Origin of the sequence: Streptosporangium sp. NBC_01755, assembly GCF_035917995.1 — a bacterium.
Taxonomy (GTDB): domain Bacteria; phylum Actinomycetota; class Actinomycetes; order Streptosporangiales; family Streptosporangiaceae; genus Streptosporangium.
In genome coordinates this window covers 1287201-1311376 of sequence record NZ_CP109131.1, presented here as the reverse complement: position 1 = coordinate 1311376, position 24176 = coordinate 1287201, and the positions used below count along the sequence as shown (strand labels likewise).

Here is a 24176-nt window from a genome sequence, read left to right as displayed (position 1 = left end):
TTTGAGAGCTGGGGTCTCAGGGAAGGCCTAGTCGTTACCAGGAAGTTGGTCATGGTGCCCCTAGGGGGCTGCTAGAGTTCTTCAAGCAGGGCAGGAGTCCTGCGCCCCCTCTGAAAATCTGAGAATCAGGCGTGTCTGCACGAATTGGACACTGGCCGGATGTTGGAGTAAGTTAGAGGGGTTGCCCTGGAAACAGGGTGGTCGCAATCCTAGCGGATTCGGCGGGTTGGGGTCGATGGTCGGAAAACCGGCAATTTGACACAAGCCCGGCAGATCCGATAAGATGGTGACACGGAATGGAACGCCCTGAAGTCTGGGACACCGCGAAGGCGGGTCCGCGGACGACGGTGTACGCGTCCGTTTCTTGAGAACTCAACAGTGTGTTAAAAGCCAGTGCATGAAGCACAACCCTGTCCGACCTGCCCTTTGGGGTGGGAGGACGGATTCCTTTGGTTGAACATCCATCATGTGAGATGGGTGCTTTCAGCCGGGAGCAACTGTTCAGACATTGTTTGGAGAGTTTGATCCTGGCTCAGGACGAACGCTGGCGGCGTGCTTAACACATGCAAGTCGAGCGGAAAGGCCCTTCGGGGTACTCGAGCGGCGAACGGGTGAGTAACACGTGAGTAACCTGCCCCTGACTCTGGGATAAGCCCGGGAAACTGGGTCTAATACCGGATACGACACCTCCCGGCATCGGGTGGGTGTGGAAAGTTTTTCGGTTGGGGATGGACTCGCGGCCTATCAGCTTGTTGGTGGGGTAACGGCCTACCAAGGCGACGACGGGTAGCCGGCCTGAGAGGGCGACCGGCCACACTGGGACTGAGACACGGCCCAGACTCCTACGGGAGGCAGCAGTGGGGAATATTGCGCAATGGGCGAAAGCCTGACGCAGCGACGCCGCGTGGGGGATGACGGCCTTCGGGTTGTAAACCTCTTTCAGCAGGGACGAAGTTGACGTGTACCTGCAGAAGAAGCGCCGGCTAACTACGTGCCAGCAGCCGCGGTAATACGTAGGGCGCAAGCGTTGTCCGGAATTATTGGGCGTAAAGAGCTCGTAGGTGGCTTGTCACGTCGGGTGTGAAAGCTTGGGGCTTAACTCCAGGTCTGCATTCGATACGGGCTGGCTAGAGGTAGGTAGGGGAGAACGGAATTCCTGGTGTAGCGGTGAAATGCGCAGATATCAGGAGGAACACCGGTGGCGAAGGCGGTTCTCTGGGCCTTACCTGACGCTGAGGAGCGAAAGCGTGGGGAGCGAACAGGATTAGATACCCTGGTAGTCCACGCTGTAAACGTTGGGCGCTAGGTGTGGGGACCTTCCACGGTTTCCGCGCCGTAGCTAACGCATTAAGCGCCCCGCCTGGGGAGTACGGCCGCAAGGCTAAAACTCAAAGGAATTGACGGGGGCCCGCACAAGCGGCGGAGCATGTTGCTTAATTCGACGCAACGCGAAGAACCTTACCAAGGCTTGACATCGCCCGGAAACACTCAGAGATGGGTGCCTCTTCGGACTGGGTGACAGGTGGTGCATGGCTGTCGTCAGCTCGTGTCGTGAGATGTTGGGTTAAGTCCCGCAACGAGCGCAACCCTTGTTCAATGTTGCCAGCACGCTCCTTCGGGGGTGGTGGGGACTCATTGGAGACTGCCGGGGTCAACTCGGAGGAAGGTGGGGATGACGTCAAGTCATCATGCCCCTTATGTCTTGGGCTGCAAACATGCTACAATGGCCGGTACAGAGGGTTGCGATACCGTGAGGTGGAGCGAATCCCTAAAAGCCGGTCTCAGTTCGGATTGGGGTCTGCAACTCGACCCCATGAAGTCGGAGTCGCTAGTAATCGCAGATCAGCAACGCTGCGGTGAATACGTTCCCGGGCCTTGTACACACCGCCCGTCACGTCACGAAAGTCGGCAACACCCGAAGCCCGTGGCCCAACCAGCTTGTCTGGGGGGAGCGGTCGAAGGTGGGGCTGGCGATTGGGACGAAGTCGTAACAAGGTAGCCGTACCGGAAGGTGCGGCTGGATCACCTCCTTTCTAAGGAGCATCGGCTGCGGTCGTCTTCGGGTGGTCGTGGTTCAGGTCGTGTCTGCAGGCGTATGTTCTGCACACGGCGCGCTCATTAGTGGAGCGCTGGCTATTCGGTTCGGCGGGATCGCTGATCGGTTAGTACCGCCTTGGTTCTTCGGAGCTGGGGAGTGGGAACGGCGGTTGCGGGGTTTCGCTGGGGTGAACACACTGTTGGGTCCTGAGGAAACGGACTTTGAGGTGGGCCCGCTTGCGGCGGGCTTGCTGTCTGTTTGGGCCTCATGCGGGACCGATCATCTGTCATACCGGCTCGTTCGTGGCGCACCGTGGGTGCGACCCGGGTGGGTGTTGGTGGCGGGTCTGGTCTGGTCGCTGTTTGTTGTTTGAGATTTGCATAGTGGACGCGAGCATCTTTGTGGCCAAGTTTTTTAGGGCACACGGTGGATGCCTTGGCATCAGGAGCCGATGAAGGACGTGGGAGGCTGCGTTAAGCCCCGGGGAGTCGCCAACCAGACTTTGATCCGGGGATGTCCGAATGGGGAAACCTAGCACCAGTCATGTGGTGTTGCCTCCGCCTGAATGTATAGGGCGGTTGGTGGTAACGCGGGGAAGTGAAACATCTCAGTACCCGTAGGAAGAGAAAACAAATAGTGATTCCGTGAGTAGTGGTGAGCGAAAGCGGATCAGGCTAAACCGTAGGCGTGTGATAGCCGGCAGGCGTTGCGTTTGCGGGGTTGTGGGACCCTCTGGGAGGGGCTGCCGTTCCTCCGGACAGTAAGAAATCCTTTCGATAGCCGAAGCTTCTGGGAAGTGGCGCCGTAGACCGTGAGAGTCGGGTAGGCGAAATCGGTTGGACTGTTGGAGGGGATCCCAAGTAGCACGGGGCCCGAGAAATCCTGTGTGAATCTGCCAGGACCACCTGGTAAGCCTAAATACTCCCTGATGACCGATAGTGAACAAGTACCGTGAGGGAAAGGTGAAAAGCGCCCCGGTGAGGGGTCGTGAAATAGTACCTGAAACCGTGTGCCTACAAGCCGTAGGAGCGTAAACATTCTTCGGAGTGTTTGTGATGTGACTGCGTGCCTTTTGAAGAATGAGCCTGCGAGTTATGGTGTGTGGCGAGGTTAACCCGTGTGGGGGAGCCGTAGCGAAAGCGAGTCTGAATAGGGCGTTTGAGTCGCATGCTGTAGACCCGAAGCGGAGTGATCTAGGCATGGGCAGGTTGAAGCGCGGGTAAGACCGCGTGGAGGACCGAACCCACCAGGGTTGAAAACCTGGGGGATGACCTGTGTTTAGGGGTGAAAGGCCAATCAAACTCCGTGATAGCTGGTTCTCCCCGAAATGCATTTAGGTGCAGCGTTGCGTGTTTCTTGCCGGAGGTAGAGCACTGGATGGCTAATGGGCCCGACAAGGTTACTGACGTCAGCCAAACTCCGAATGCCGGTAAGTGAGAGCGCAGCAGTGAGACTGCGGGGGATAAGCTCCGTAGTCGAGAGGGAAACAGCCCAGACCACCGACTAAGGCCCCTAAGCGTGTGCTAAGTGGGAAAGGATGTGGAGTCGCAGTGACAACCAGGAGGTTGGCTTAGAAGCAGCCACCCTTGAAAGAGTGCGTAATAGCTCACTGGTCAAGTGATTCTGCGCCGACAATGTAGCGGGGCTCAAGTACACCGCCGAAGTCGTGGCATTCACACGTATACTGAGCCTTTGTGGTTTAGGTGTGTGGATGGGTAGGGGAGCGTCGTGCGGCCGGTGAAGCAGCGGAGTGATCCAGCTGTGGAGGCTGTGCGAGTGAGAATGCAGGCATGAGTAGCGAATCAGAAGTGAGAAACTTCTGCGCCGGATGACCAAGGGTTCCTGGGGCAGGCTAATCCGCCCAGGGTAAGTCGGGACCTAAGGCGAGGCCGACAGGCGTAGTCGATGGACAACGGGTTGATATTCCCGTACCCGCTACGATGCGCCAATACTGAATCCAGTGATACTAAGGGTCCTTAACCCCTCCGAGCCTTCGGGTTTGGGGTGAGGGTGAACGCCTGGCCTGAATTGGTAGTAGGTAAGCGATGGGGTGACGCAGGAAGGTAGCCCAGCCCAGGCGATGGTAGTCCTGGGGTAAGCATGTAGGACGTGTTGTAGGCAAATCCGCAGCACATTAAGTCTGAGATGTGATGCCGAGCCGATTGTGGCGAAGTGGGTGATCCTATGCTGCCGAGAAAAGCCTCTAGTGAGTGTCGTGGCGGCCCGTACCCTAAACCGACTCAGGTGGTCAGGTAGAGAATACTAAGGCGATCGGGTGAACTGTGGTTAAGGAACTCGGCAAATTGCCCCCGTAACTTCGGGAGAAGGGGGGCCTTCGCTGGTGATGAGTTTTGCACTCTGAGCTGGTGGGGGTCGCAGAGGCCAGGGGGAAGCGACTGTTTACTAAAAACACAGGTCCGTGCGAAGTCGTAAGACGATGTATACGGACTGACGCCTGCCCGGTGCTGGAACGTTAAGGGGACCGGTTAGTCGCACGTGTGTGGCGAAGCTGAGAACTTAAGCGCCAGTAAACGGCGGTGGTAACTATAACCATCCTAAGGTAGCGAAATTCCTTGTCGGGTAAGTTCCGACCTGCACGAATGGCGTAACGACTTCCCCGCTGTCTCAACCGCAGACCCGGCGAAATTGCACTACGAGTAAAGATGCTCGTTACGCGCAGCAGGACGGAAAGACCCCGGGACCTTCACTATAGCTTGACATTGGCGTTTGGAACGTCTTGTGTAGGATAGGTGGGAGACGGTGAAGCTATCACGCTAGTGGTGGTGGAGTCATTGGTGAAATACCACTCTGGTCGTTTTGAACGTCTAACTTCGGTCCGTGATCCGGATCAGGGACAGTGTCTGGTGGGTAGTTTAACTGGGGCGGTTGCCTCCTAAAGAGTAACGGAGGCGCCCAAAGGTTCCCTCAGCCTGGTTGGCAATCAGGTGTCGAGTGTAAGTGCACAAGGGAGCTTGACTGTGAGACCGACGGGTCGAGCAGGAGCGAAAGCTGGGACTAGTGATCCGGCGGTGGCATGTGGAAGCGCCGTCGCTCAACGGCTAAAAGGTACCCCGGGGATAACAGGCTGATCTTCCCCAAGAGTCCATATCGACGGGATGGTTTGGCACCTCGATGTCGGCTCGTCGCATCCTGGGGCTGGAGTAGGTCCCAAGGGTTGGGCTGTTCGCCCATTAAAGCGGCACGCGAGCTGGGTTTAGAACGTCGCGAGACAGTTCGGTCCCTATCCGCTGCGCGCGCAGGAGACTTGAAAGGAGCTGTCCCTAGTACGAGAGGACCGGGACGGACGAACCTCTGGTGTGCCAGTTGTTCCGCCAGGAGCACGGCTGGTTGGCTACGTTCGGAAGGGATAACCGCTGAAAGCATCTAAGCGGGAAGCTCGCCTTGAGATGAGGTCTCCCACCCTGTGAGGGGGTAAGGCTCCCGGTAGACGACCGGGTTGATAGGCTGGAAGTGGAAGCGCAGTAATGTGTGGAGCTGACCAGTACTAATAGGCCGAGGACTTGACCACAAAGCAATTCTTGCTCGCGTCCACTAGGCAATTCTGAGACAGCAAACAGTGGTTTGTGTGTTTCATAGTGTTACGGCGGTTATGGCGAAGGGGAAACACCCGGTTACATTCCGAACCCGGAAGTTAAGCTCTTCAGCGCCGATGGTACTGCACCGGGGACGGTGTGGGAGAGTAGGTCGCCGCCGGACAATCTTTCATGTGAGGGCCCTCACCATTCGTGGTGGGGGCCTTCGTGTTTTCTGCCGGGAACCCGCACCGCCGGTTGGTGGGATTCTCATGTTTTCCAGGGGAGTCCCGAAACGGGACCGGCTTCGGGCCCTCGCCGGGTGGTGAGGGCCTTTTTTGCGTTGGGGGTACTCGTGTCCGGAACCTGACCGGGACGTCAGTAGGCTGGAGACGTGGACTATCGAGCGGTTGAACAAGCGATCATGCAGCGCGGGGTCGAGTGGAACTTCGAGCCCAGCCTCGACAGGATCGCCGCGCTTGTGGATCTGCTCGGTTCCCCGCAGCACTCCTATCCCGTCGTGCACGTGGCCGGTACGAACGGTAAGTCGAGCACGACCCGGATGATCGAGGCGCTTCTGCGCGAGCGCAATCTGCGTGTCGGCCGGTTCACCAGCCCGCACCTCGTCTCCATGCGCGAGCGTATCAGCGTGGACGGTGCTCCACTGAGTGAGGAACGCTTCGTCGAGGTCTACGAGGACATCGCGCCCTACCTGGAGATGGTCGACGCCCAGGGGCGACGGCTCTCCTTCTTTGAGACCCTCACCGCGATGGCGTTCGCGGCGTTCGCCGACGCCCCCGTGGATGTCGCGGTCATCGAGACGGGAATGGGCGGCATCACCGACGCCACCAATGTCGCGGACGGTGCTGTGGCGGTCATCACGCCCATCGCCCTCGACCACGTCGACTACCTCGGGCCCGATGTCGAGACGATCGCGGGAGAGAAGGCCGGCATCATCAAGGCCGGGGCGACCGCCGTGCTCGCGCAGCAGGAGCTTCCCGCGGCCGCGGTGCTGATGCGGCAGGCGGCCGACACGGGCGCCACCGTGGCACGCGAGGGGCTGGAGTTCGGAGTGCTGAGCCGGGAACTCGCCATCGGCGGGCAACTGCTCCAGCTCAAGGGCCTCAAGGGTACCTATGACGACATCCTGCTCCCCCTGTACGGTGCCCACCAGGCGAGCAACGCCGTCTGCGCGCTGGCCGCGGTCGAGGCACTGACCGGCGGGGACGAGCCTCTCGACGCCGAGCTGGTGCGGCAGGCTTTCCTGGGGGTGCGCTCGCCCGGCAGGCTGGAGGTGGTGCGCCGGGGACCCACGGTGCTTGTCGACGCCGCGCACAATCCGGCGGGGATGCGGGCCACTCTGGACGCGGTGCATGAGTCCTTCGACTTCGCGAAGCTCATCGGAGTGGTGGCGGTGTTCGAGGACAAGGACGTCGAGGGCATTCTGGAGCTGCTGGAACCGATGATGGACGAGATCGTGGTGACCCGGAACTCCTCGCCCAGGTCCATGGACGTGGACGATCTCGCTGCGCTGGCCGAGGAGATCTTCGGCCTTGACCGGGTGCACCAGGTCGAGCGGTTGGACAGTGCGATCGACCGGGCGATCGGCATTGTCGACGCTCTGGGGGAGTTCAGCGGGGCCGGGGTACTGATCACAGGCTCCGTGGTCACCGCCGGCGACGCGCGGCTCCTCCTCAAAGCGGACGAGACGCAGTAGTGAACGGCGAGTGCCAACGGCCGCCGACGGGGCGACTGAGAAGGAGTGAGAAATGATCACGGTCACTCCGGGCATGAGGCGTCTCTGCGCCAGCGTGCTCGGTATGGAGGCCATAGTCGTCGGGCTGTTCACGCCGGTGGCCATCAACACGCAGGGGATCGAACCGGCCGTCGCGGCCACCGTCGGGCTGGGCCTGGCGCTCCTCTGCGTGGTGGTCATCGGCCTGCTCAAGCGGCCTTTCGCCTACGTCGCGGGAAGTCTGATCCAGGTGCTCGCCATCGCCTCCGGCTTCATGGTCACGACCATGTTCTTCCTCGGAGCGATCTTCGCCGCGCTGTGGATCACAGCGATATTCGTCGCTCGCCGTGTCGAGGGCGTGACTTCTCGCTAAAGTCGGCCAACATGGCCGTCCCTCCCATTCAGCCGACTCGGGCGGTGGGCGCCGGGCCCACGGGCCTGGTGCGCGCACTCGGTGTCCCCTTGATGCTCGACGTCGTCCTCGGACTACTCGTCGCGGTAGTGCTGCCGTTGGCGATCGTCGCCATTCCCAACACCATCTCGGTGGTCGCCGCCCTCCTGCCGCCGGAGGTCTCGCAGATAGCGATGATCAGGGCACACGGGCTGGCGCTCCCCGCGATGGTCCTGACCATGCCGGTGGCCGCGGTACTGGTGCGCCGGGTGAGGGCGGCCCCGATGGTGGTCGCGGGGCTGACCCTGCTCGCCTTCGCGGACGCCGCCGGCGGCTATGCGGGGTCCACGGCGCTGGTGGGGATCCTGCGGGTCCTGCACGGTGTCGGCGCGGGCCTGCTGGTCCCCGCCACCCTGATGGCCGTCTGGGGGCGTTCCCCGTTCCTGCGGGTGGTGTGGGCGGCCACGCTGGCGGCCAGCCTCCTGGCCGCACAGGCGCTCGCGCTCTGGCCACTCGACCAGGTCGACTCCTGGCGCGTCACCCTCCAGCCGTACCCGATGCTCACCGGGGTGGCACTCGTGCTGGCCGCGCTCTACCTCGTGCTGTGGCTGAAGGACGGTGAGGGCGCTGCCGGCCCGGACCCGGGCGGCGCGGCGCGTGGGCGCACGCTGTGGGCGGTCGTGCCCGCCGCGGGCGTCGCGGCCCTCGCCCTGGGCAGCACGTTCGACTGGTCGGCGAGTCTCGTGATCCGCGCGGCCCTGGTGTCCGTCCTCGTGCTGCTCGCCCTGGCCTCCTCGGGTGCCTCACGGGGGGCCGTCGGCCGTGCGCCGGCCTACGCGATGGTCGCGGTCGGCGTCGTCGTCCTGCCCACCGCGGCTCAGGTCACCTACGTCGAGCTCGGTGGGCTGGGGGGTCCAGGTCTGTCCGGCCTGTGGTCGGCCTTCGCGATCGCCGCCGTGGTGGCTCTCCTGGCCGCCGCGCTGACGAACCGGCTGGGCGTCACGACCATGCCCATGGTCACCGCCGGTGGCCTGGTGGTGGTGGTCGCGGGCCTGTGTGCCGTACGGCTCTTCCTTCCCACCTCGGGCGGGCTCGCGCTGATCCTCCCGTTCGCGCTGCTCGCGGGGGGCACCTCGGTGGCCCTTACCGGCGCGCTGCGTTCCTGTGCCGAGGAGGCCGCGCTCCTGGCACTGTCGCTGTTCTTTCCTGCGGTGCTGGCGGGTTTCCTGCTGGGCAGCGGCGTTCAGGTCGCCCAGCTGCGGGAGGCCAGGACCCCGCAGGCACTGGTCGACGGGTTCGTGGGCGCTCTGCACCTGTGGACACTGGTCGGGGGTGGCCTGGTGCTCGTGGTGATCGTGCTCGCCGCCGTTCTGGCCCGTCTCCTGCCGGGGAGTCCGGACAGCCTGCCGGGGAGTCCGGACAGCCCGCCGGATGCCGGTACGGCGGACGTCTCGCCGATGGCGGGCCCCGCCTCCGGGCTGGTGCCCTCTCCCGCGGGGGAGGCCGATCCCGCCGGCGGAGCCTGGCAGGGAGCCGTCACGCGCGGACAGCCGGGGCCCACGGTGGTGCGGCCGCGCTCCGAGGCAGTGGCCGGTTCCCACACGCCGGCCCGCTCGAAGCCGGAGGCCAGGCCCATGAGCGGGTCCGTCGCCGCGGCCGGAGGAGGGACCGGGGCGGGCAAGGGCAACAGGTCCAGGCCTCGGCACGAGCCGGACCGCGTTCCCGAGAGCGACCCCGACACGGAGCCGGAGCCGGAGAAGGTGGTCGCGCCACCGGTGGTGGTGCCACCGCCCGCGCCCTCGCCGGAGGACGGCCCTGGGGGCGGCCCGGCCCTCCAGTGATTCCGTCGACCACGGGAAAGCGTGTGAAGGGCGGTAAACTTCGCGCGATTACCGCAGTCCGCGACCCATACATGTTCGAAGGAGAACTTCAGTGTCCGAGCGCACCCTTGTCCTGATCAAGCCCGACGGTGTGGCGCGTGGTCTCATCGGCGACGTGATCGCCCGTGTCGAGCGCAAGGGTCTGAAGGTCGTGGCGCTGGAGCTGCGTACCCTGGACGTCGAGACCGCCAAGACGCACTACGCCGAGCACTCCGAGCGGCCGTTCTTCGGTGAGCTGGTGGAGTTCATCACCTCCGGCCCGCTGGTCGCGCTGGTGCTCGAGGGGCCGCGCGCCATCGAGGCGTTCCGCTCCCTCGCGGGCCTGACCGACCCGGTCAAGTCCGCTCCCGGCACCATCCGCGGTGACCACGCTCTGGAGATCGGCGAGAACGTCGTGCACGGCTCGGACTCCCCCGAGTCCGCCGCAAGGGAGATCAAGATCTTCTTCCCGGATCGCTTTTAGGCGTCCGCTTTTATCGTGTTTGTCGGGCCCCGCCGTCCTTCTGGACGGCGGGGCCCGACGTATTTGGCTAACCCAAGATTTTGCTGCGGCAGGCCGGCTCATTGCGCTCAAGGGTGGGTGCGTCACGTTACGATTCGAGTGCGTTCCGTAGTTTTCGCCGACGACCTGACGGAAGGAGGCCGGCTTTCCTCATGGGCAGCAATCTTGCTTTTTTGGGCCGTGACATGGCAGTCGACCTCGGCACCGCGAACACCCTTGTGTACGTCAGAGGGCGCGGGATCGTGCTCAACGAGCCGTCCGTCGTAGCGATCAACAGCATCACCGGGAAGATCGTGGCCGTTGGCATCGAGGCCAAACGGATGATAGGCCGCACTCCGAGCAACATCATCGCCATCCGCCCGCTCAAGGACGGTGTCATCGCCGACTTTGATGTCACCGAGCGCATGCTGCGCTACTTCATCCAGCGGGTGCACAAGCGCCGCCATTTCGCCAAGCCGCGCATCATCATCGCCGTGCCGAGCGGGATCACCGGGGTCGAGCAACGGGCGGTCAAGGAGGCCGGGTACCAGGCGGGCGCCCGCAGGGTCTACATCGTCGAGGAGCCCATGGCCGCCGCGATCGGCGCCGGGCTCCCCGTGCACGAGCCCACCGGCAACATGGTGGTCGACATAGGCGGTGGCACCACCGAGGTGGCGATCATATCGATGGGCGGTGTGGTCACCAGCCAGTCGATCAGGGTGGGCGGTGACGAGCTCGATCAGGCGATCATCGCCTTCGCGAAGAAGGAATACTCGCTCATGCTCGGCGAGCGCACCTCCGAGGAGATCAAGATGGCCATCGGCTCCGCCTGCATGCTCCCGGAGGAGAGCCATGCCGAGATCAGGGGCCGTGATCTGGTCAGCGGCCTGCCGAAAACGATCGTGGTGTCGGCGGCCGAGATCCGCAAGGCCATCGAGGAACCGCTCAACGTGATCGTCGACGCGGTCAAGACCACACTTGACAAGTGCCCGCCGGAGCTCTCCGGAGACCTCATGGACCGGGGGATCGCCCTCACCGGGGGTGGGGCGCTCCTCAAGGGCATGGACGAGCGGCTGAAGGCCGAGACCGGCATGCCGATCCACCTCGTCGACAACGCACTCGACTCCGTGGCGTTGGGCACGGGCAAGTGCGTCGAGGACTTCGACGCCCTGCAGCAGGTCCTGGTTCCCGAGCCGCGGCACTGATGAAGGACACCCGCCGGGCACGGGTCAACCTGGGGCTGCTGCTGGCCGCCGCGCTCGTGTTCGTGACCATCGACCACCGTTCGGCCACGCAATCCCCGTTCGGGCCGCTCCGTACGGCCGGCACGACATTGTTCGGCACCGCGGAGAGTGTGGGGTCGGGGATCGTGCGGCCGGTCGGCGAGTTCTTCGAGACGATGGCCGAGGCTCCTTTGGCGCGTGGACGCATCGAGGAGTTACGCGCGGAGAACCAGCGGCTCAAGCGCGACCTGGCGGCGCAGAGCCTCGACCGGGGGCGATCGGAGGAACTGCGCAAGCTGCTCGGTGTCTCGGGCACCGGCGGCTACAAGATCCTGCCCACCCAGGTGATAGCTCGGCGCGGTGCTCCAGGTTTCGAGGAGGCCGTCGAGCTCGACGTGGGGCGCGCCGACGGGGTGCGCACCGAGATGACGGTGCTGAACGCCGACGGCCTGGTCGGCAGGGTGGTCCATGTGGGCCCGTCCACCTCGACCGTGGTCCTGCTCAGCGACCCCGCCTCGGCGGCCGGGGCCCGGCTGGAGGGAAGCAACGAGATCGGGGTGGTGCACGGGGTGGGGGAGAACGGCCGCCTGGTCCGTTTCCGGCTGCTCGACTCGACCGCGCCCATCATCCCCGGTCACCGCATCGTGAGTTTCGGTTCCCAGCGCGGCGCGCCGTACGTGGCGGGGGTGCCGATCGGAGTGGTGGAGCGGGTGGAGGCCACACCGGGTGAGTTGACCCGAATCGCGTACGCGCGGCCGTATGCCGACCTCACCGCGCTGGACGTGGTCGGCGTGGTGGTACAGGCGCCGCGCCGCGACCCGCGTGACACGGTGCTCCCCTCCGGCCGGGGAAAGGCGGCGGCTCCCCGCTTCCAGCGAGAGGGGCTCTGACGGGATGGGCCGCAACGCGATCTTCGTGACGCTGCTCCTGGGAATCATGATCTTCCAGGTGACCGTCGTCAACAGGTTGCCGCTGCCGGGACAGGCCGCGCCGGATCTGGTGCTGCTCGCCGTGGTGGGGTACGCGCTGGCCCGCGGGGCCGCGGCGGGGGCGGTCATGGGTTTCGCGGCCGGACTTCTCAGCGATGTGCTGCCGCCGGCCGCGCACCTGTTCGGGTACCACGCGCTGGTGCTCTGCCTCGTCGGCTTCATGGCGGGACGCGCGGTGGAGAGCCATCCGGGGGCGGGGCCGCTCGCGGCGCTGGCCTGCGCGGCCGCCGGTCCGGTGATCGCGGTGGCGGCCGGCGCCCTGCTGGGAGACCCGCGGACCGGCATGTCCATGCTCACGACGGCGCTGCCGCAGGCGGTGCTCTACAACCTGCTTGCCGCGTCGCCGGTGGTGTGGGTGGTGCGAAGGCTCGTCTGCGGGCCGGAGGCGCGCCCCGTCCAGGTGCTCGGATACGTCATGCGGAGCCGCTCGTGAGGCCGCGTACGAGGCACCTCGTGCTGCGGGACACGTGAGTGGCGGTGGGGAGGAACGGGCATGGGCCTGATGCGAGGGCGACTGGTCGTGGTGCAGTTACTGGTGGTGTCGATGCTGGCGCTGCTCGCCGTCCGGCTCTGGCAGGTACAGGTGGTGCGCGGCCCGGAGTACGTGGTGGCCGCCACCGAGACGCGCACGCGCGATGTCGTCGTTCCCGCGGTGCGCGGGCAGATCCTCGACTCGACGGGCCATCCGCTGGTGCGAAACCGGACCACACTGGTGGTCTCGGTCGACCGCACCCGCCTGAACCGGATGGAGGGCAACGGCAAGGAGGTGCTCGAGAAACTGGCCGCCGTGCTCGGCCGTCGCCCCGCCGAGTTGCGGGAGCGCATCAGGGCATGCGGGCCGGGGGTCACCCGTCCCTGCTGGCCCGGCTCCCCGTACCAGCCGATCCCCATCGACGCGGACGTCACCACGCGCGAGGCCCTGCAGATCCTGGAGCGGCAGGAGGAGTTTCCCGGGGTCACGGCCGAGGTGCAGGCGGTGCGGGAGTATCCGAGCCGGAGCGCGGGAGCACAGGCGCTCGGCTACCTGCAGCCGATCACGCAGGAGGAGTTGAACAGGCGCGACGGGCTCAGGGCGGCGTTCTCCGGGGTCGACCTGGTGGGCAGGGACGGCCTGGAGTCGGTCTACGACGTGTCCCTGCGGGGAACGCCGGGGATGCGGCGGGTGCAGGTCGATCGGCTTGGCAAGGTCACCGGGGTGGAGCAGCACGTGCCTCCGGTGCCGGGCGACACGCTCATCACCAGCATCGACTCCAAAGTGCAGGCAACGGCGGAGAAGGCGCTGGCCGAGGCGATGAAGGGCGCGCCCAGCGCCGACGGAGCGGCGGCGGTGGTACTGGACGTGAAGACGAGCAGGGTCGTCGCCCTGGCCAGCGCGCCGACGTACGATCCGGAGATCTGGACCGGGGGAATCTCCGAGGTGCACTACCAGCGCCTGCTGTCCGGCAAGGCGGGCAAGCCGCTGATCTCCCGGGCCATCAAGGGCGAGTTCGCGCCTGGTTCGACGTTCAAGGTGTCGTCGGTGGCGGCGATGCTCAAGGACGGCTACCCGCTGAACGGCCAGTACGACTGCCCGGGGTCCTTCATGGTGGGCGACCGGCCGTTCAACAACTTCCGGGGTATCGGGCTGGGAACGCTCACCCTGCACACGGCGCTGGTGAAGTCCTGCGACACGATCTTCTACCGGGCGGCCTACGAGCAGTGGCTGCGCGACGGCGGGCTCACCCCCAAGGCGAGGACCAAGGAGCCGATGGCGGCCATGGCGCGCGCCTATGGTTTCGGCCGCCCCACCGGTATCGACCTGCCGGGTGAGTCGGCGGGTCGGATCCCCGACCGGGCTTGGAAGAAGACGCTCTGGGCGGTGACCAAGGACACCAACTGCAAGCGGGCCAGGACCGGTTACCCGGAGGTGGCCAGGAGCAGTCCCAGCAGGGCCGCCTTCCTCAAGCGACTGGCGTACGAGAACTGCCTGGAGGGGTACCAGTGGCGGCCCGGTGACGCCGCCAACTTCTCCATCGGGCAGGGCGACGTGCTGGTGACGCCGCTGCAGCTGGCGGCGGCCTACGCGGCACTGGTCGGGGACGGCAGGCTGCGCAGCCCCCGGGTGGGCTGGGCGCTGGTGCGTCCCGACGGCACCAAGGTCAAGGAGATCGAGGTGCCGGTGGTGGGCAGGCTGCCGCTCTCACCGCGGGAGCGGGCCTACATCAAGGGGGCGCTGAGCGAGGTCGCCTCCGACGGCACCGCGGCCGGGGCCTTTGCCGGGTTCCCCATGGACAAGGTCAAGATCGGTGGAAAGACCGGCACCGCCGAGGTCTACGGCAAGGCTGACACGTCCTGGTTCGCCTCGTTCGCTCCGACGGACAAGCCGCAGTTCGTGATCGTCGCCATGGTGTCCCAGGGCGGGATGGGCGCCCAGACCGCGGCTCCGGCGGTGCGGAAGATCTACGAGGGCATCTTCGGGTTCAAGCCCGACGGCAAGCCGTCCTCCCCGATCCTGCCGAGCGGGCGCCCGGTGAGAGCGCTTCCGGTGATCGCGAAAGACGGGACGGTGGCGCGATGACATTCGCTGTGGCATCTGTGACACCGTCCGCGGTGAGGTCTGTGACGGCGTCGGCGGTGACGTCCGCCAGGAGGGCGGCGTGAACCGGATGGCGGCCTCGCCGCCCAGGGCGTCCCTGGCCGGCCGGATGGTGGCGGCGCTCTCCGCAGTGGGCCGGATGGACGGGATGATGCTGGTCGCCGTAGCCGCCCTGGGGGTGATCGGCACGATGCTGGTCTGGTCTTCGACCAGGACCTGGGCGGCCGGCTCCACGGGGCTGGTCAAGAAGCATATCCTCAACCTCGTCATCGGAGCCGTGCTGGCCGGTACGGCCGCGATGGTGGACCACCGGACGCTGAGAACCTTCGCGCCGCTGGTGTACGGCGTGACGCTGATCGGACTACTGCTGGTGATCACCCCCCTCGGCAGCACCGTGAACGGCGCACACTCGTGGATCATGCTGGGTGGTGGTTTCGCGTTCCAGCCCTCGGAGTTGGCCAAGCTCGGCCTGGTGCTGATGCTCGCCATGCTGCTCGCCCAGCCCGCCCGCGGCACCGACCGGCCGAGAAGTTTCGACGTCGTGATCGCGCTGGTGGTGGCCACCTTCACCATGGGACTGGTGATGCTCCAGCCCGACCTGGGAACCACGATGGTCATCGGGGTGATCACGGCCGGTGCGATCGTCGTGGCCGGCGCCCGCAAGCGCTGGATCGGCGGGCTCACCCTCGGCGTGCTCGGCGCGGGGGTCGCCGTGTGGTTCCTCGACATCCTGGAGCCGTACCAGATCGCCCGGTTCACCGCGTTCCTCAACCCGGCCAGCGATCCGCGCGGGGTCGGCTACAACAGCACCCAGTCGCTGATCGCGATCGGGTCGGGAGAGGTGTACGGCAAAGGGCTGTTCGGGGGTGGCCAGACCACCGGCCGCTTCGTACCCGAGCAGCACACAGACTTCATCTTCACGGTGGCGGGGGAGGAGTTCGGTTTCCTCGGTTCGGTCACCGTGGTGGCGCTGCTCGGGGTGATCCTGCTCCGGGGGGTGCGGATCGCGCGCGAGTGCGAGGATCGGTTCGGCGCGCTGGCGGCCGGATCGATCGTGTGCTGGCTGGCCTTCCAGTCGTTCGTCAACATCGGGATGACGGTCGGGATCATGCCGATCACCGGCCTTCCCCTGCCGTTCGTCTCCTACGGCGGTACCGCCACCTTCGCCAACATGATTGCCTTTGGGCTGCTTCAGGCGATTCACATGCGCCGACAGTCTTTCTAGCACCGGCATGGGCGACTGCCGATGGCACTCTCTCCAGGCGGATATTCTTGATGGCATGTCTGTCGAGTCGCTGTTTCCCCGCCTGGAAGCGCTCCTGCCCAAAGTGCAGAAGCCGATCCAGTATGTCGGAGGTGAGCTCAACTCGACAGTCAAGGACTGGGACGAGAGCACGGTTCGCTGGGCGTTGATGTATCCGGACGCCTACGAGGTCGGCCTGCCCAACCAGGGTGTCCAGATCCTCTACGAGATCCTCAACGAGCTGCCGGAGACGCTGGCCGAGCGGACCTACGCGGTCTGGCCCGACCTGGAGGCGCTCATGCGCTCCGAGGGCGTGCCCCAGTTCACGGTCGACGCACACCGGCCCGTACGGGCGTTCGACGTGTTCGGTCTCTCCTTCTCGACCGAGCTGGGCTACACCAACATGCTGACCGCGCTGGACCTGGCGGGCATCCCGCTGGAGGCGGCGGAGCGGGGCGACGACGATCCGATCGTCCTGGCCGGCGGCCACGCGGCGTTCAACCCCGAGCCGATCGCCGACTTTCTCGACGCCGCCGTACTGGGCGACGGGGAGCAGATCGCCATCGCGATCACCGAGGTCATCCGCGAGTGGAAGACCGAGGGCTCGCCCGGCGGGCGTGACGGGCTGCTGATGCGGCTGGCCGAGTCGGGCGGGGTCTACGTGCCGAAGTTCTACGACGTCGACTACCACCCCGACGGCCGCATCCAGCGTGTCGCACCCAACAGGTCGGGTGTGCCGTGGCGGATCCACAAGCACACGGTCATGGACCTGGACGAGTGGCCGTATCCGAAGAAGCCGCTGGTCCCGCTGGCCGAGACCGTGCACGAGCGGTTCAGCGTGGAGATCTTCCGCGGGTGTACCCGGGGTTGCCGGTTCTGCCAGGCCGGCATGATCACCCGTCCGGTGCGTGAGCGCTCGATCACCACGATCGGCGACATGGTCGAGGCGGGCGTGAAGGCCTCAGGTTTCAACGAGGTCGGCCTGCTGTCGCTCTCCTCGGCCGACCACTCCGAGATCGGTGAGGTCGCCAAGGGGCTGGCGGACCGCTACGAGGGCACCAACACCTCGCTCTCGCTGCCCTCGACCCGGGTCGACGCCTTCAACATCGACCTGGCCAATGAGTTCTCCCGCAACGGCCGACGCTCCGGCCTGACGTTCGCCCCCGAGGGGGGCTCCGAGCGGATGCGCAAGGTGATCAACAAGATGGTCACGGAGGAAGACCTGATCCGGACCGTCACCACCGCGTACACCCAGGGCTGGCGACAGGTGAAGCTCTACTTCATGTGCGGCCTGCCCACCGAGGAGGACGTCGACGTCGAGGGCATCGCCGACCTGGCCAAGAAGGTCATCAAGGCCGGTCGAGAGGCCACCGGGTCGCGCGACGTCCGCTGTACGGTCTCCATCGGCGGCTTCGTTCCCAAACCGCACACCCCGTTCCAATGGGCCGGCCAGGCCGACCACGAGACGGTCGACCGCAGGCTCAGGGCGTTGAAGGAGGCCCTGCGCGGTGACAGGGAGTACGGCCGGGCCATCGGCCTGCGCTACCACGACGGCAAGCCCTCGATCGTGGAGGGCCTGCTCTCCAGGGGGGACCGCCGGGTCGGGGAGGTCATCCGCGCGGTGTGGGCGGACGGCGGCCGGTTCGACGGCTGGAGCGAGCACTTCTCCTATCAGCGCTGGATGGACGCCGCCGCCAAGGTCGGCGTCGACGTCGACTGGTACACCACGCGTGAGCGCGAGGAGAACGAGGTCCTGCCCTGGGATCACCTCGATGCCGGCCTCGACCGCGAATGGCTCTGGCAGGACTGGCAGGACGCGGTCAACGACGTCGAGGTCGAAGACTGCCGATGGACCCCGTGCTACGACTGCGGTGTCTGTCCCACGATGGGGACAGAGATCCAGATCGGGCCCACCGGGAAGAAGCTGCTGCCACTGACGGTTGTCTGAGGTAGGCGGTGCGTGAGTACCGCCCACCGTAGAGATGACGACCACGACTTTGAAAGGACGACACCACCCTGAAACCCGCTCCCGACGGGCCGCCGCCCGCGCCAGTGGTGCAGCGCCTTCGTGTGCGCTACGCCAAGCGCGGCCGCCTGCGCTTCACCAGCCACCGCGACATCTCCCGGGCCCTTGAACGGGCGGTCCGGCGAGCCGATGTCCCGGTGGCGTTCAGCGCGGGCTTCTCGCCCCACCCGAAGATCTCCTATGTGGGAGGGGCCGCCCCCACCGGGGTGGCCAGCGAGGCCGAATACCTCGAGATCAGCGTGACTCGGGAGTGTGACCCGGAGTGGTTGCGAGCCGCTCTGGACGCCTCGCTGCCGCCCGGTCTCGACGTGCTCGACGTCGTGGAGGCGGGCCCCGCGAGCCTGGCCGACCAGATGGAGTGCTCGGCGTGGGAACTTCGGCTGCCTGAGGCCGATCTCGCCCTCACCGGGGTCGCGGTTGAGAAATTCGTCGCCACCGATCACGTCGAGGTCGAACGCCTTACCAAGAAGGGGATACGACGTTTCGACGCGCGGGAGGCGGTGCTGAGCCTCGCGGCATTTGAGGGCAAAGGGACAACAGCAGGTCAGGCGTCCAGTCGGCCATGTGTCATACTTCGCATGGTTGTACGGCACGCAACTCCTGCCGTTCGACCCGACGACGTTCTCACTGGACTGCGTCTTGTGGCTGACTTCGCGCCGCCGGTGCCCCCCGAGGTGACCAGGCTGGCGCAGGGCCCGCTGGACGTTCGCACCGGTGAGCCCGCTGATCCGTTCGGCCTGGACCGCGACATTACGCGCGGCGGCGAGACGGAACCGGTGGGCAGGCGCGTCGGCGGCGACATATAGGACTTGGCGCCGGGCTATGAGCCTGGCGGACAGTGAGAGACGAGAGCTCCCGCGCGGCGCGGAGACGCGCCCGGGAGCTGAACGGGAGAGCGCCCGCATGCTCGACAACGAGCCCAACGCCGAGGTCAACGGCCTCGGCGGGGATACGACAACAGAAGAGACGCAGCCACCGGCGCCCCGGCGCAGGGCCGCGAGCCGACCTGCCGGCCCTCCGCCGGAGGAGCCGGATTCGGTTCCCGAGGTCGTGTCGGCACCCGCACCTCGGGCGGCGTCCGACACCTCGCCGGAACCATCGCCGGCCGGTGCGGCCGTGCCCGCGGCGGAGTCCGCGGAGGCGGCGGCGGAGATGAAGGAGATGGCGCCCAAGCGCGCCATCAGGCGCAAGGCCGCCACGACGGACGGTGTCGCCACCACCGCGCGGCGTAGTCGTGCGAAGAAGGCGGCCGAACCGGTCGCCGAGCCTGTCGAGACGGGGATCGCCGGGGCGGAGCCCGCCGCCGTTCAGGAGCCCTTCGCCGAGCCCGCGCCGCAGGAGGCGCCTGCCGCCCCTGTCAAGCGCACTCGTACGCGCAAGAAGGCGGTCGTACGGGAGGCGCCGGCCGAGGCCGAGAAGGTCGCCGACAACGTGCCCACGGCCGTGGCGGAGGAGGTCGAGGCGGAGCTGCTGCTCGAGATGCCCGCCGACGAGCCGCTCGATGACGAGCCCGCCGGTGAGGACGTTGTCGAGGAGGTCGCCGAGGGACGGCGGCCGGGGCTGTTCGCCGACCCCTTCGGGCTGGTCGCCCAAGAACGTTCCGAGGTGCCCTCGGTGACCTTCCAGGCGCCCGCGGCGGTGTTCCAGCCGCTGTTCCAGGCCCCCGACCCGCAGCGGGCCACGCAGCCCGCCGCCCGGCCCGCGCCGGTCCAGCCTCCCGCGCCGCAGCCGGAGCCCGAGCCGGCCGTGGCGAAGGCCGAGATCGCCGAGGAGCCCGAGGACGACGACACGGACGGAGAGGACGACGACGCCGGTGGCCGTCGGCGTCGGCGCCGCAGGGGCGGTCGGGGCCGTGGCAAGACGCGCGACCTCGACGAGAGCGAGGAGACCGAGGCCGAGCCGGAGGAAGAGGACAGGCCCGAGGCCGAGCAGGACGACGACTCGGAGAGCGGCAGTTCGCGCCGGCGTCGCCGCAGGCGGCGCAGGGGCACCGATGAGACGGGCGAGGTCCCGGATGACCCGCCGAACACCGTGGTGCGCATTCGCGCGCCCCGCGCCGGGCGCAGCACCTCGGTGGACGAGGTGCAGAGTGTGCGCGGCTCGACCCGCCTGGAGGCCAAGAAGCAGCGCCGCCGCGAGGGGCGTGAGCTCGGCCGCAGGCGTCCGCCGATCATCACCGAGTCGGAGTTCCTGGCCCGCCGGGAGTCCGTCGAGCGCGTGATGGTGGTCCGTCGTACCGGCGGGCGCACCCAGATCGCGGTGCTGGAGGACGGCGTCCTCGTCGAGCACTACGTCAACCGCGAGGCGAGCCAGTCGTACGTGGGCAACGTCTACCTCGGCAAGGTGCAGAACGTCCTGCCGAGCATGGAGGCCGCGTTCGTCGACATCGGCAAGGGCCGCAACGCGGTGCTGTACGCCGGAGAGGTGAACTTCGACACCGCGGGGCTGGAGGGGCAGCCCAAGCGGATCGAGGTGGCGCTGAAGTCGGGCCAGTCGGTGCTGGTGCAGGTCACCAAGGACCCGATGGGGCACAAGGGCGCCCGCCTGACGAGCCAGATCAGCCTTCCTGGGCGCTACCTGGTCTACGTGCCCGACGGCTCGATGACCGGGATCAGCCGCAAGCTCCCCGACAAGGAGCGCACCCGCCTCAAGAGCATCCTCAAGAAGGTCATGCCGGAGAACGCCGGGGTCATCGTCCGCACGGCCGCCGAGGGCGCGTCGGAGGACGAACTGAGCCGCGACGTGGCCAGGCTGTCGGCGCAGTGGGAGAACATCCAGCGCAAGGCCAAGTCGGCCAGCGCGCCGGAGCTGCTCTCCTCCGAGCCGGACCTGACGGTCCGGGTGGTCCGGGACGTGTTCAACGAGGACTTCGCCTCGCTGGTCGTCGCGGGAGACGAGGTATGGGAGACGGTCGATGAGTACGTCCGTTACGTCGCCCCGCACCTGGCCGGCCGCCTCAGCAGGTGGGAGGAGGGCGGCGACGTCTTCGCCGCCTACCGGATCGACGAGCAGATCGCCAAGGCGATGGAGCGCAAGGTCTGGCTGCCCAGTGGTGGCTCGCTGGTGATCGACAGGACCGAGGCCATGACCGTGGTCGACGTCAACACCGGCAAGTTCACCGGCCAGGGCGGCAACCTTGAGGAGACCGTCACCCGCAACAACCTGGAGGCGGCCGAGGAGATCGTCCGCCAGCTCAGGCTGCGCGACATCGGTGGCATCATCGTCATCGACTTCATCGACATGGTGCTGGAGAACAACCGGGACCTGGTGCTGAGGCGGCTGCTGGAGTGCCTGGCCCGCGACCGTACCAAGCACCAGGTCGCCGAGGTCACCTCCCTCGGCCTGGTCCAGATGACGCGCAAGCGGGTCGGTCAGGGCCTCCTGGAGGCGTTCTCCACGGTCTGCGAGTGCTGCAACGGACGTGGCCTGCACGTCTCGGCCGAGCCGGTCGAGGGCAAGCCGGAGCCGCGGGGCACGCAGGGCAAGATGGCGGTCGAGAAGGCCGTCGCGGAGAAACTCGGCAAGGACGGTAGCCAGGCTGTGGCGGCCGGTGACCAGTCGGGTCGTGATACGGTGACCGATGCGCTTGACGGCGTCCAGAATGAGGACGGTCAGGCAGCACAGGCTTCTGGCCGGGGGCGGAGACGCTCCCGCAAGGCCAGGCCGGCCGAGTAGGTCCTGTCCCGCAGATCTTGCCGTGGCGAGGGTCTGCCGGGTGGTGTCTCGCAAGGCGGAAGAGGAGCTCATAGCGTGTTATGGGTGACGAAGCCGCCGCGGAGGCCCCGCCTGGGTGACCAAGGCAGGCAGAAGATCCAAGGAGCAGGACCTGGGGTCGGCACCCCCGACGTTCCGCCCGGTTCGACCAGGACACCGTCAATCCGGTACTCTGGTGAACCGGTGCGCTCATGGCGCGCCCTGTTCGCGCGCCTACCCGGTACGTCATCAATGACCATAGCCGGATGCGGGGCGCAGCATCCAGCGAGCAAGCAGTCAGAAGAAGGGTTCCGCGGTGTACGCGATCGTTCGTTGCGGCGGCAGGCAGCAGAAGGTCTCCGTCGGTGACGTCCTTGAAGTGGACAAGGTCGCCGGCGAGGTCGGTTCCACGGTTTCGCTGCCGACGGTCCTCGTCGTCAACGACGGCGACGTGACCACCGAGGCGGGCAAGTTCACGGTTGCCGCCGAGATTCTCGGTGAGACCAAGGGTCCGAAGATCCGGATTCTGAAGTACAAGAACAAGTCGGGGTACAAGAAGCGCCAGGGTCACCGCCAGCGGTACACCCAGGTGAAGATCACCGGCATCGACCAGGCCTGAGTTTCGGGAGTTTTGCGAGATGGCACACAAGAAGGGCGCGTCGTCCACTCGGAACGGCCGCGACTCCAACGCCCAGCGGCTCGGTGTGAAGCGCTTCGGTGGTCAGCTGGTCAACGCCGGCGAGATCATCGTTCGTCAGCGTGGCACCCACTTCCACCCCGGCGACAACGTTGGCCGTGGCAGTGACGACACGCTGTTCGCGCTGGCCGCAGGCCACGTTCTGTTCGGCGTCAAGCGCGGGCGCCGCGCGGTGAGCATCGTTCCGGTCGCGGAGTAGATTCGCACCGACAGACGTTGAGCGCAGGGGTGGATCGCATTCAGCGGTCCACCCCTGTTCGCGTTTTTCGTCGAAGTTCCCGTAGATAGAGGTAGGAAAGTAGACATGCCGGACTTTGTGGACCAGGTGGTCCTGCACATCAAGGCCGGTGACGGGGGAAACGGCTGCGCCTCTGTCCATCGGGAGAAGTTCAAGCCGCTGGGGGGCCCGGACGGGGGCAACGGCGGCCGCGGCGGCGACGTGATCCTGGAGGTGGACGCCAACACGGCGACGCTCCTGGAGTACCACCGCCGCCCGCACCGCAAGGCCGACAACGGCAAGCAGGGACATGGCGCCAACCGCGACGGCGCCAACGGTCCCGACATCGTCATCCCGGTTCCCGACGGCACCGTGGTCAAGGACGCCGACACGGGTGAGGTCCTCATCGACCTGATCGGCGCGGGCACCCGCTATGTGATCGCCGAGGGTGGGCACGGCGGGCTCGGCAACGCCGCGCTGGCCTCCACCAAGCGCAAGGCCCCCGGTTTCGCGCTGCTCGGTGAGCCGGGCGACGAGCGCGATGTGATGCTGGAGATGAAGAGCGTCGCCGACGTGGCGCTGGTCGGCTTCCCCAGCGCGGGCAAGTCCTCTCTCATCGCGGCGCTCTCCGCCGCCCGTCCGAAGATCGCCGACTACCCGTTCACCACGCTGGTACCCAACCTCGGAGTGGTCACCGCCGGCGCGACCGTCTTCACGGTCGCGGACGTCCCCGGCCTGATCCCCGGCGCCTCGCAGGGCAAGGGCCTGGGGCACGAGTTCCTGCGCCACGTCGAGCGTTGCAACACGCTGGTGCACGTGATCGACTGCGCCACGATGGAGCCGGGCCGTGACCCCGTCAGCGACTACGAGGCGATCGAGGCCGAGCTCGCGGCGTACGGCAAGCTGGAGGACCGGCCGCGCCTGGCGGTGCTCAACAAGTCCGACGTGCCCGACGCCCGCGATCTGGCCGACATCGTCGGGCCGATGCTCGAGGAGCGGGGGTTGCGGGTCTTCTCGATCTCCGCGGCCACCCATGAGGGGCTCAAGGAGCTGACCTACGCCATGGGGGAGATGGTCGCCGCGGCCAGGGCCGCCGCTCCGGTCCCCGAGCCGACCCGGCTGGTCATCAGGCCCAGGCAGCACGGGGACACGGGATTCGCCGTCCGCCGGGTCGACGAGGACACCTTCCAGGTCACCGGGGCCAAGCCGGAGCGGTGGATCCGCCAGACCGACTTCACGAACGACGAGGCCGTGGGCTACCTGGCCGACCGGCTGGAGCGGCTCGGCGTCGAGGAGGAGCTCACCAAGGCCGGGGCGAAGGCAGGGGCCGAAGTGATCATCGGTTCCATGGAGAACGGCTACATCTTCGACTGGCAGCCGACGCTCAACGCCGAGGCCGTGCGCCAGGGGCCGCGCGGATCGGACAACCGGCTCGGTTAGCGCGGTGCCGGGAAC

15 protein-coding genes and 3 rRNA genes are annotated in these 24176 nt (G+C 66.5%); all 18 read left to right on the top strand.

Features of this window, described 5'->3' with window-relative positions; genetic code table 11:
• Positions 1 to 509 precede the first annotated feature (509 nt).
• The 18 genes from OG884_RS05515 to obgE all read left to right on the top strand — a co-directional run bounded on the left by OG884_RS05515 (position 510) and on the right by obgE (position 24161).
• Positions 510 to 2033, top strand: a 16S ribosomal RNA gene (locus tag OG884_RS05515).
• Between the two features lie 408 nt (positions 2034 to 2441).
• Positions 2442 to 5567 (top strand): 23S ribosomal RNA (locus OG884_RS05510).
• Positions 5568 to 5638: 71 nt separating this feature from the next.
• Positions 5639 to 5755 (top strand): 5S ribosomal RNA (gene rrf / locus OG884_RS05505).
• The 16S, 23S and 5S rRNA genes sit together here, the layout of an rRNA operon.
• A gap of 240 nt (positions 5756 to 5995) precedes the next feature.
• On the top strand, positions 5996 to 7288 hold the full coding sequence (locus tag OG884_RS05500; RefSeq protein ID WP_326646867.1) for a bifunctional folylpolyglutamate synthase/dihydrofolate synthase: 1293 nt from the start codon (positions 5996 to 5998) through the stop codon (positions 7286 to 7288).
• A 52-nt stretch (positions 7289 to 7340) separates the two neighbouring features.
• The gene (locus OG884_RS05495) at positions 7341 to 7679 is read left to right on the top strand and encodes a DUF4233 domain-containing protein (protein ID WP_326642775.1); all 339 of its coding nucleotides are present in this window, start codon (positions 7341 to 7343) and stop codon (positions 7677 to 7679) included.
• Positions 7680 to 7690: 11 nt separating this feature from the next.
• A complete protein-coding gene (locus OG884_RS05490; RefSeq protein ID WP_326642773.1) occupies positions 7691 to 9538 on the top strand; it encodes a hypothetical protein in 1848 nt (615 codons plus the stop codon).
• A 91-nt stretch (positions 9539 to 9629) separates the two neighbouring features.
• Positions 9630 to 10040 (top strand): nucleoside-diphosphate kinase, encoded by a 411-nt coding sequence (gene ndk, locus OG884_RS05485; protein WP_326642771.1) that lies wholly within the window; start codon positions 9630 to 9632, stop codon positions 10038 to 10040.
• Positions 10041 to 10231: 191 nt separating this feature from the next.
• Entirely contained in the window at positions 10232 to 11263 is a 1032-nt protein-coding gene (locus OG884_RS05480; RefSeq protein WP_030924806.1) for a rod shape-determining protein, read from the top strand.
• Entirely contained in the window at positions 11263 to 12171 is a 909-nt protein-coding gene (gene mreC / locus OG884_RS05475) for a rod shape-determining protein MreC (protein WP_326642767.1), read from the top strand. Before OG884_RS05480 ends, mreC begins: the two co-directional genes overlap by 1 nt.
• A 4-nt stretch (positions 12172 to 12175) precedes the next feature.
• Entirely contained in the window at positions 12176 to 12703 is a 528-nt protein-coding gene (gene mreD / locus OG884_RS05470) for a rod shape-determining protein MreD (protein WP_326642766.1), read from the top strand.
• A 60-nt stretch (positions 12704 to 12763) separates the two neighbouring features.
• Positions 12764 to 14827, top strand: a complete 2064-nt coding sequence (gene mrdA / locus OG884_RS05465; RefSeq protein ID WP_326642764.1) for a penicillin-binding protein 2 — start codon at positions 12764 to 12766, stop codon at positions 14825 to 14827.
• An 88-nt stretch (positions 14828 to 14915) separates the two neighbouring features.
• The gene (gene rodA / locus OG884_RS05460) at positions 14916 to 16070 is read left to right on the top strand and encodes a rod shape-determining protein RodA (protein WP_326646865.1); all 1155 of its coding nucleotides are present in this window, start codon (positions 14916 to 14918) and stop codon (positions 16068 to 16070) included.
• 55 nt (positions 16071 to 16125) lie between these two features.
• Positions 16126 to 18036, top strand: coding sequence for a TIGR03960 family B12-binding radical SAM protein (locus OG884_RS05455; RefSeq protein WP_326642762.1), 1911 nt, complete (start codon positions 16126 to 16128; stop codon positions 18034 to 18036).
• A 104-nt stretch (positions 18037 to 18140) separates the two neighbouring features.
• Positions 18141 to 18920, top strand: coding sequence for a TIGR03936 family radical SAM-associated protein (locus OG884_RS05450; protein ID WP_326642761.1), 780 nt, complete (start codon positions 18141 to 18143; stop codon positions 18918 to 18920).
• Positions 18921 to 19017: 97 nt separating this feature from the next.
• Positions 19018 to 21789 carry an Rne/Rng family ribonuclease gene (locus OG884_RS05445; RefSeq protein WP_326642759.1) on the top strand — a complete coding sequence of 924 codons (2772 nt, stop codon included), beginning with the start codon at positions 19018 to 19020 and terminating at the stop codon, positions 21787 to 21789.
• Positions 21790 to 22123: 334 nt separating this feature from the next.
• Entirely contained in the window at positions 22124 to 22426 is a 303-nt protein-coding gene (gene rplU / locus OG884_RS05440) for a 50S ribosomal protein L21 (RefSeq protein WP_030924785.1), read from the top strand.
• A 19-nt stretch (positions 22427 to 22445) separates the two neighbouring features.
• Positions 22446 to 22703, top strand: a complete 258-nt coding sequence (gene rpmA, locus OG884_RS05435; RefSeq protein ID WP_030924780.1) for a 50S ribosomal protein L27 — start codon at positions 22446 to 22448, stop codon at positions 22701 to 22703.
• Between the two features lie 105 nt (positions 22704 to 22808).
• Positions 22809 to 24161, top strand: a complete 1353-nt coding sequence (gene obgE / locus OG884_RS05430) for a GTPase ObgE (RefSeq protein ID WP_326642753.1) — start codon at positions 22809 to 22811, stop codon at positions 24159 to 24161.
• Positions 24162 to 24176 lie beyond the last annotated feature (15 nt).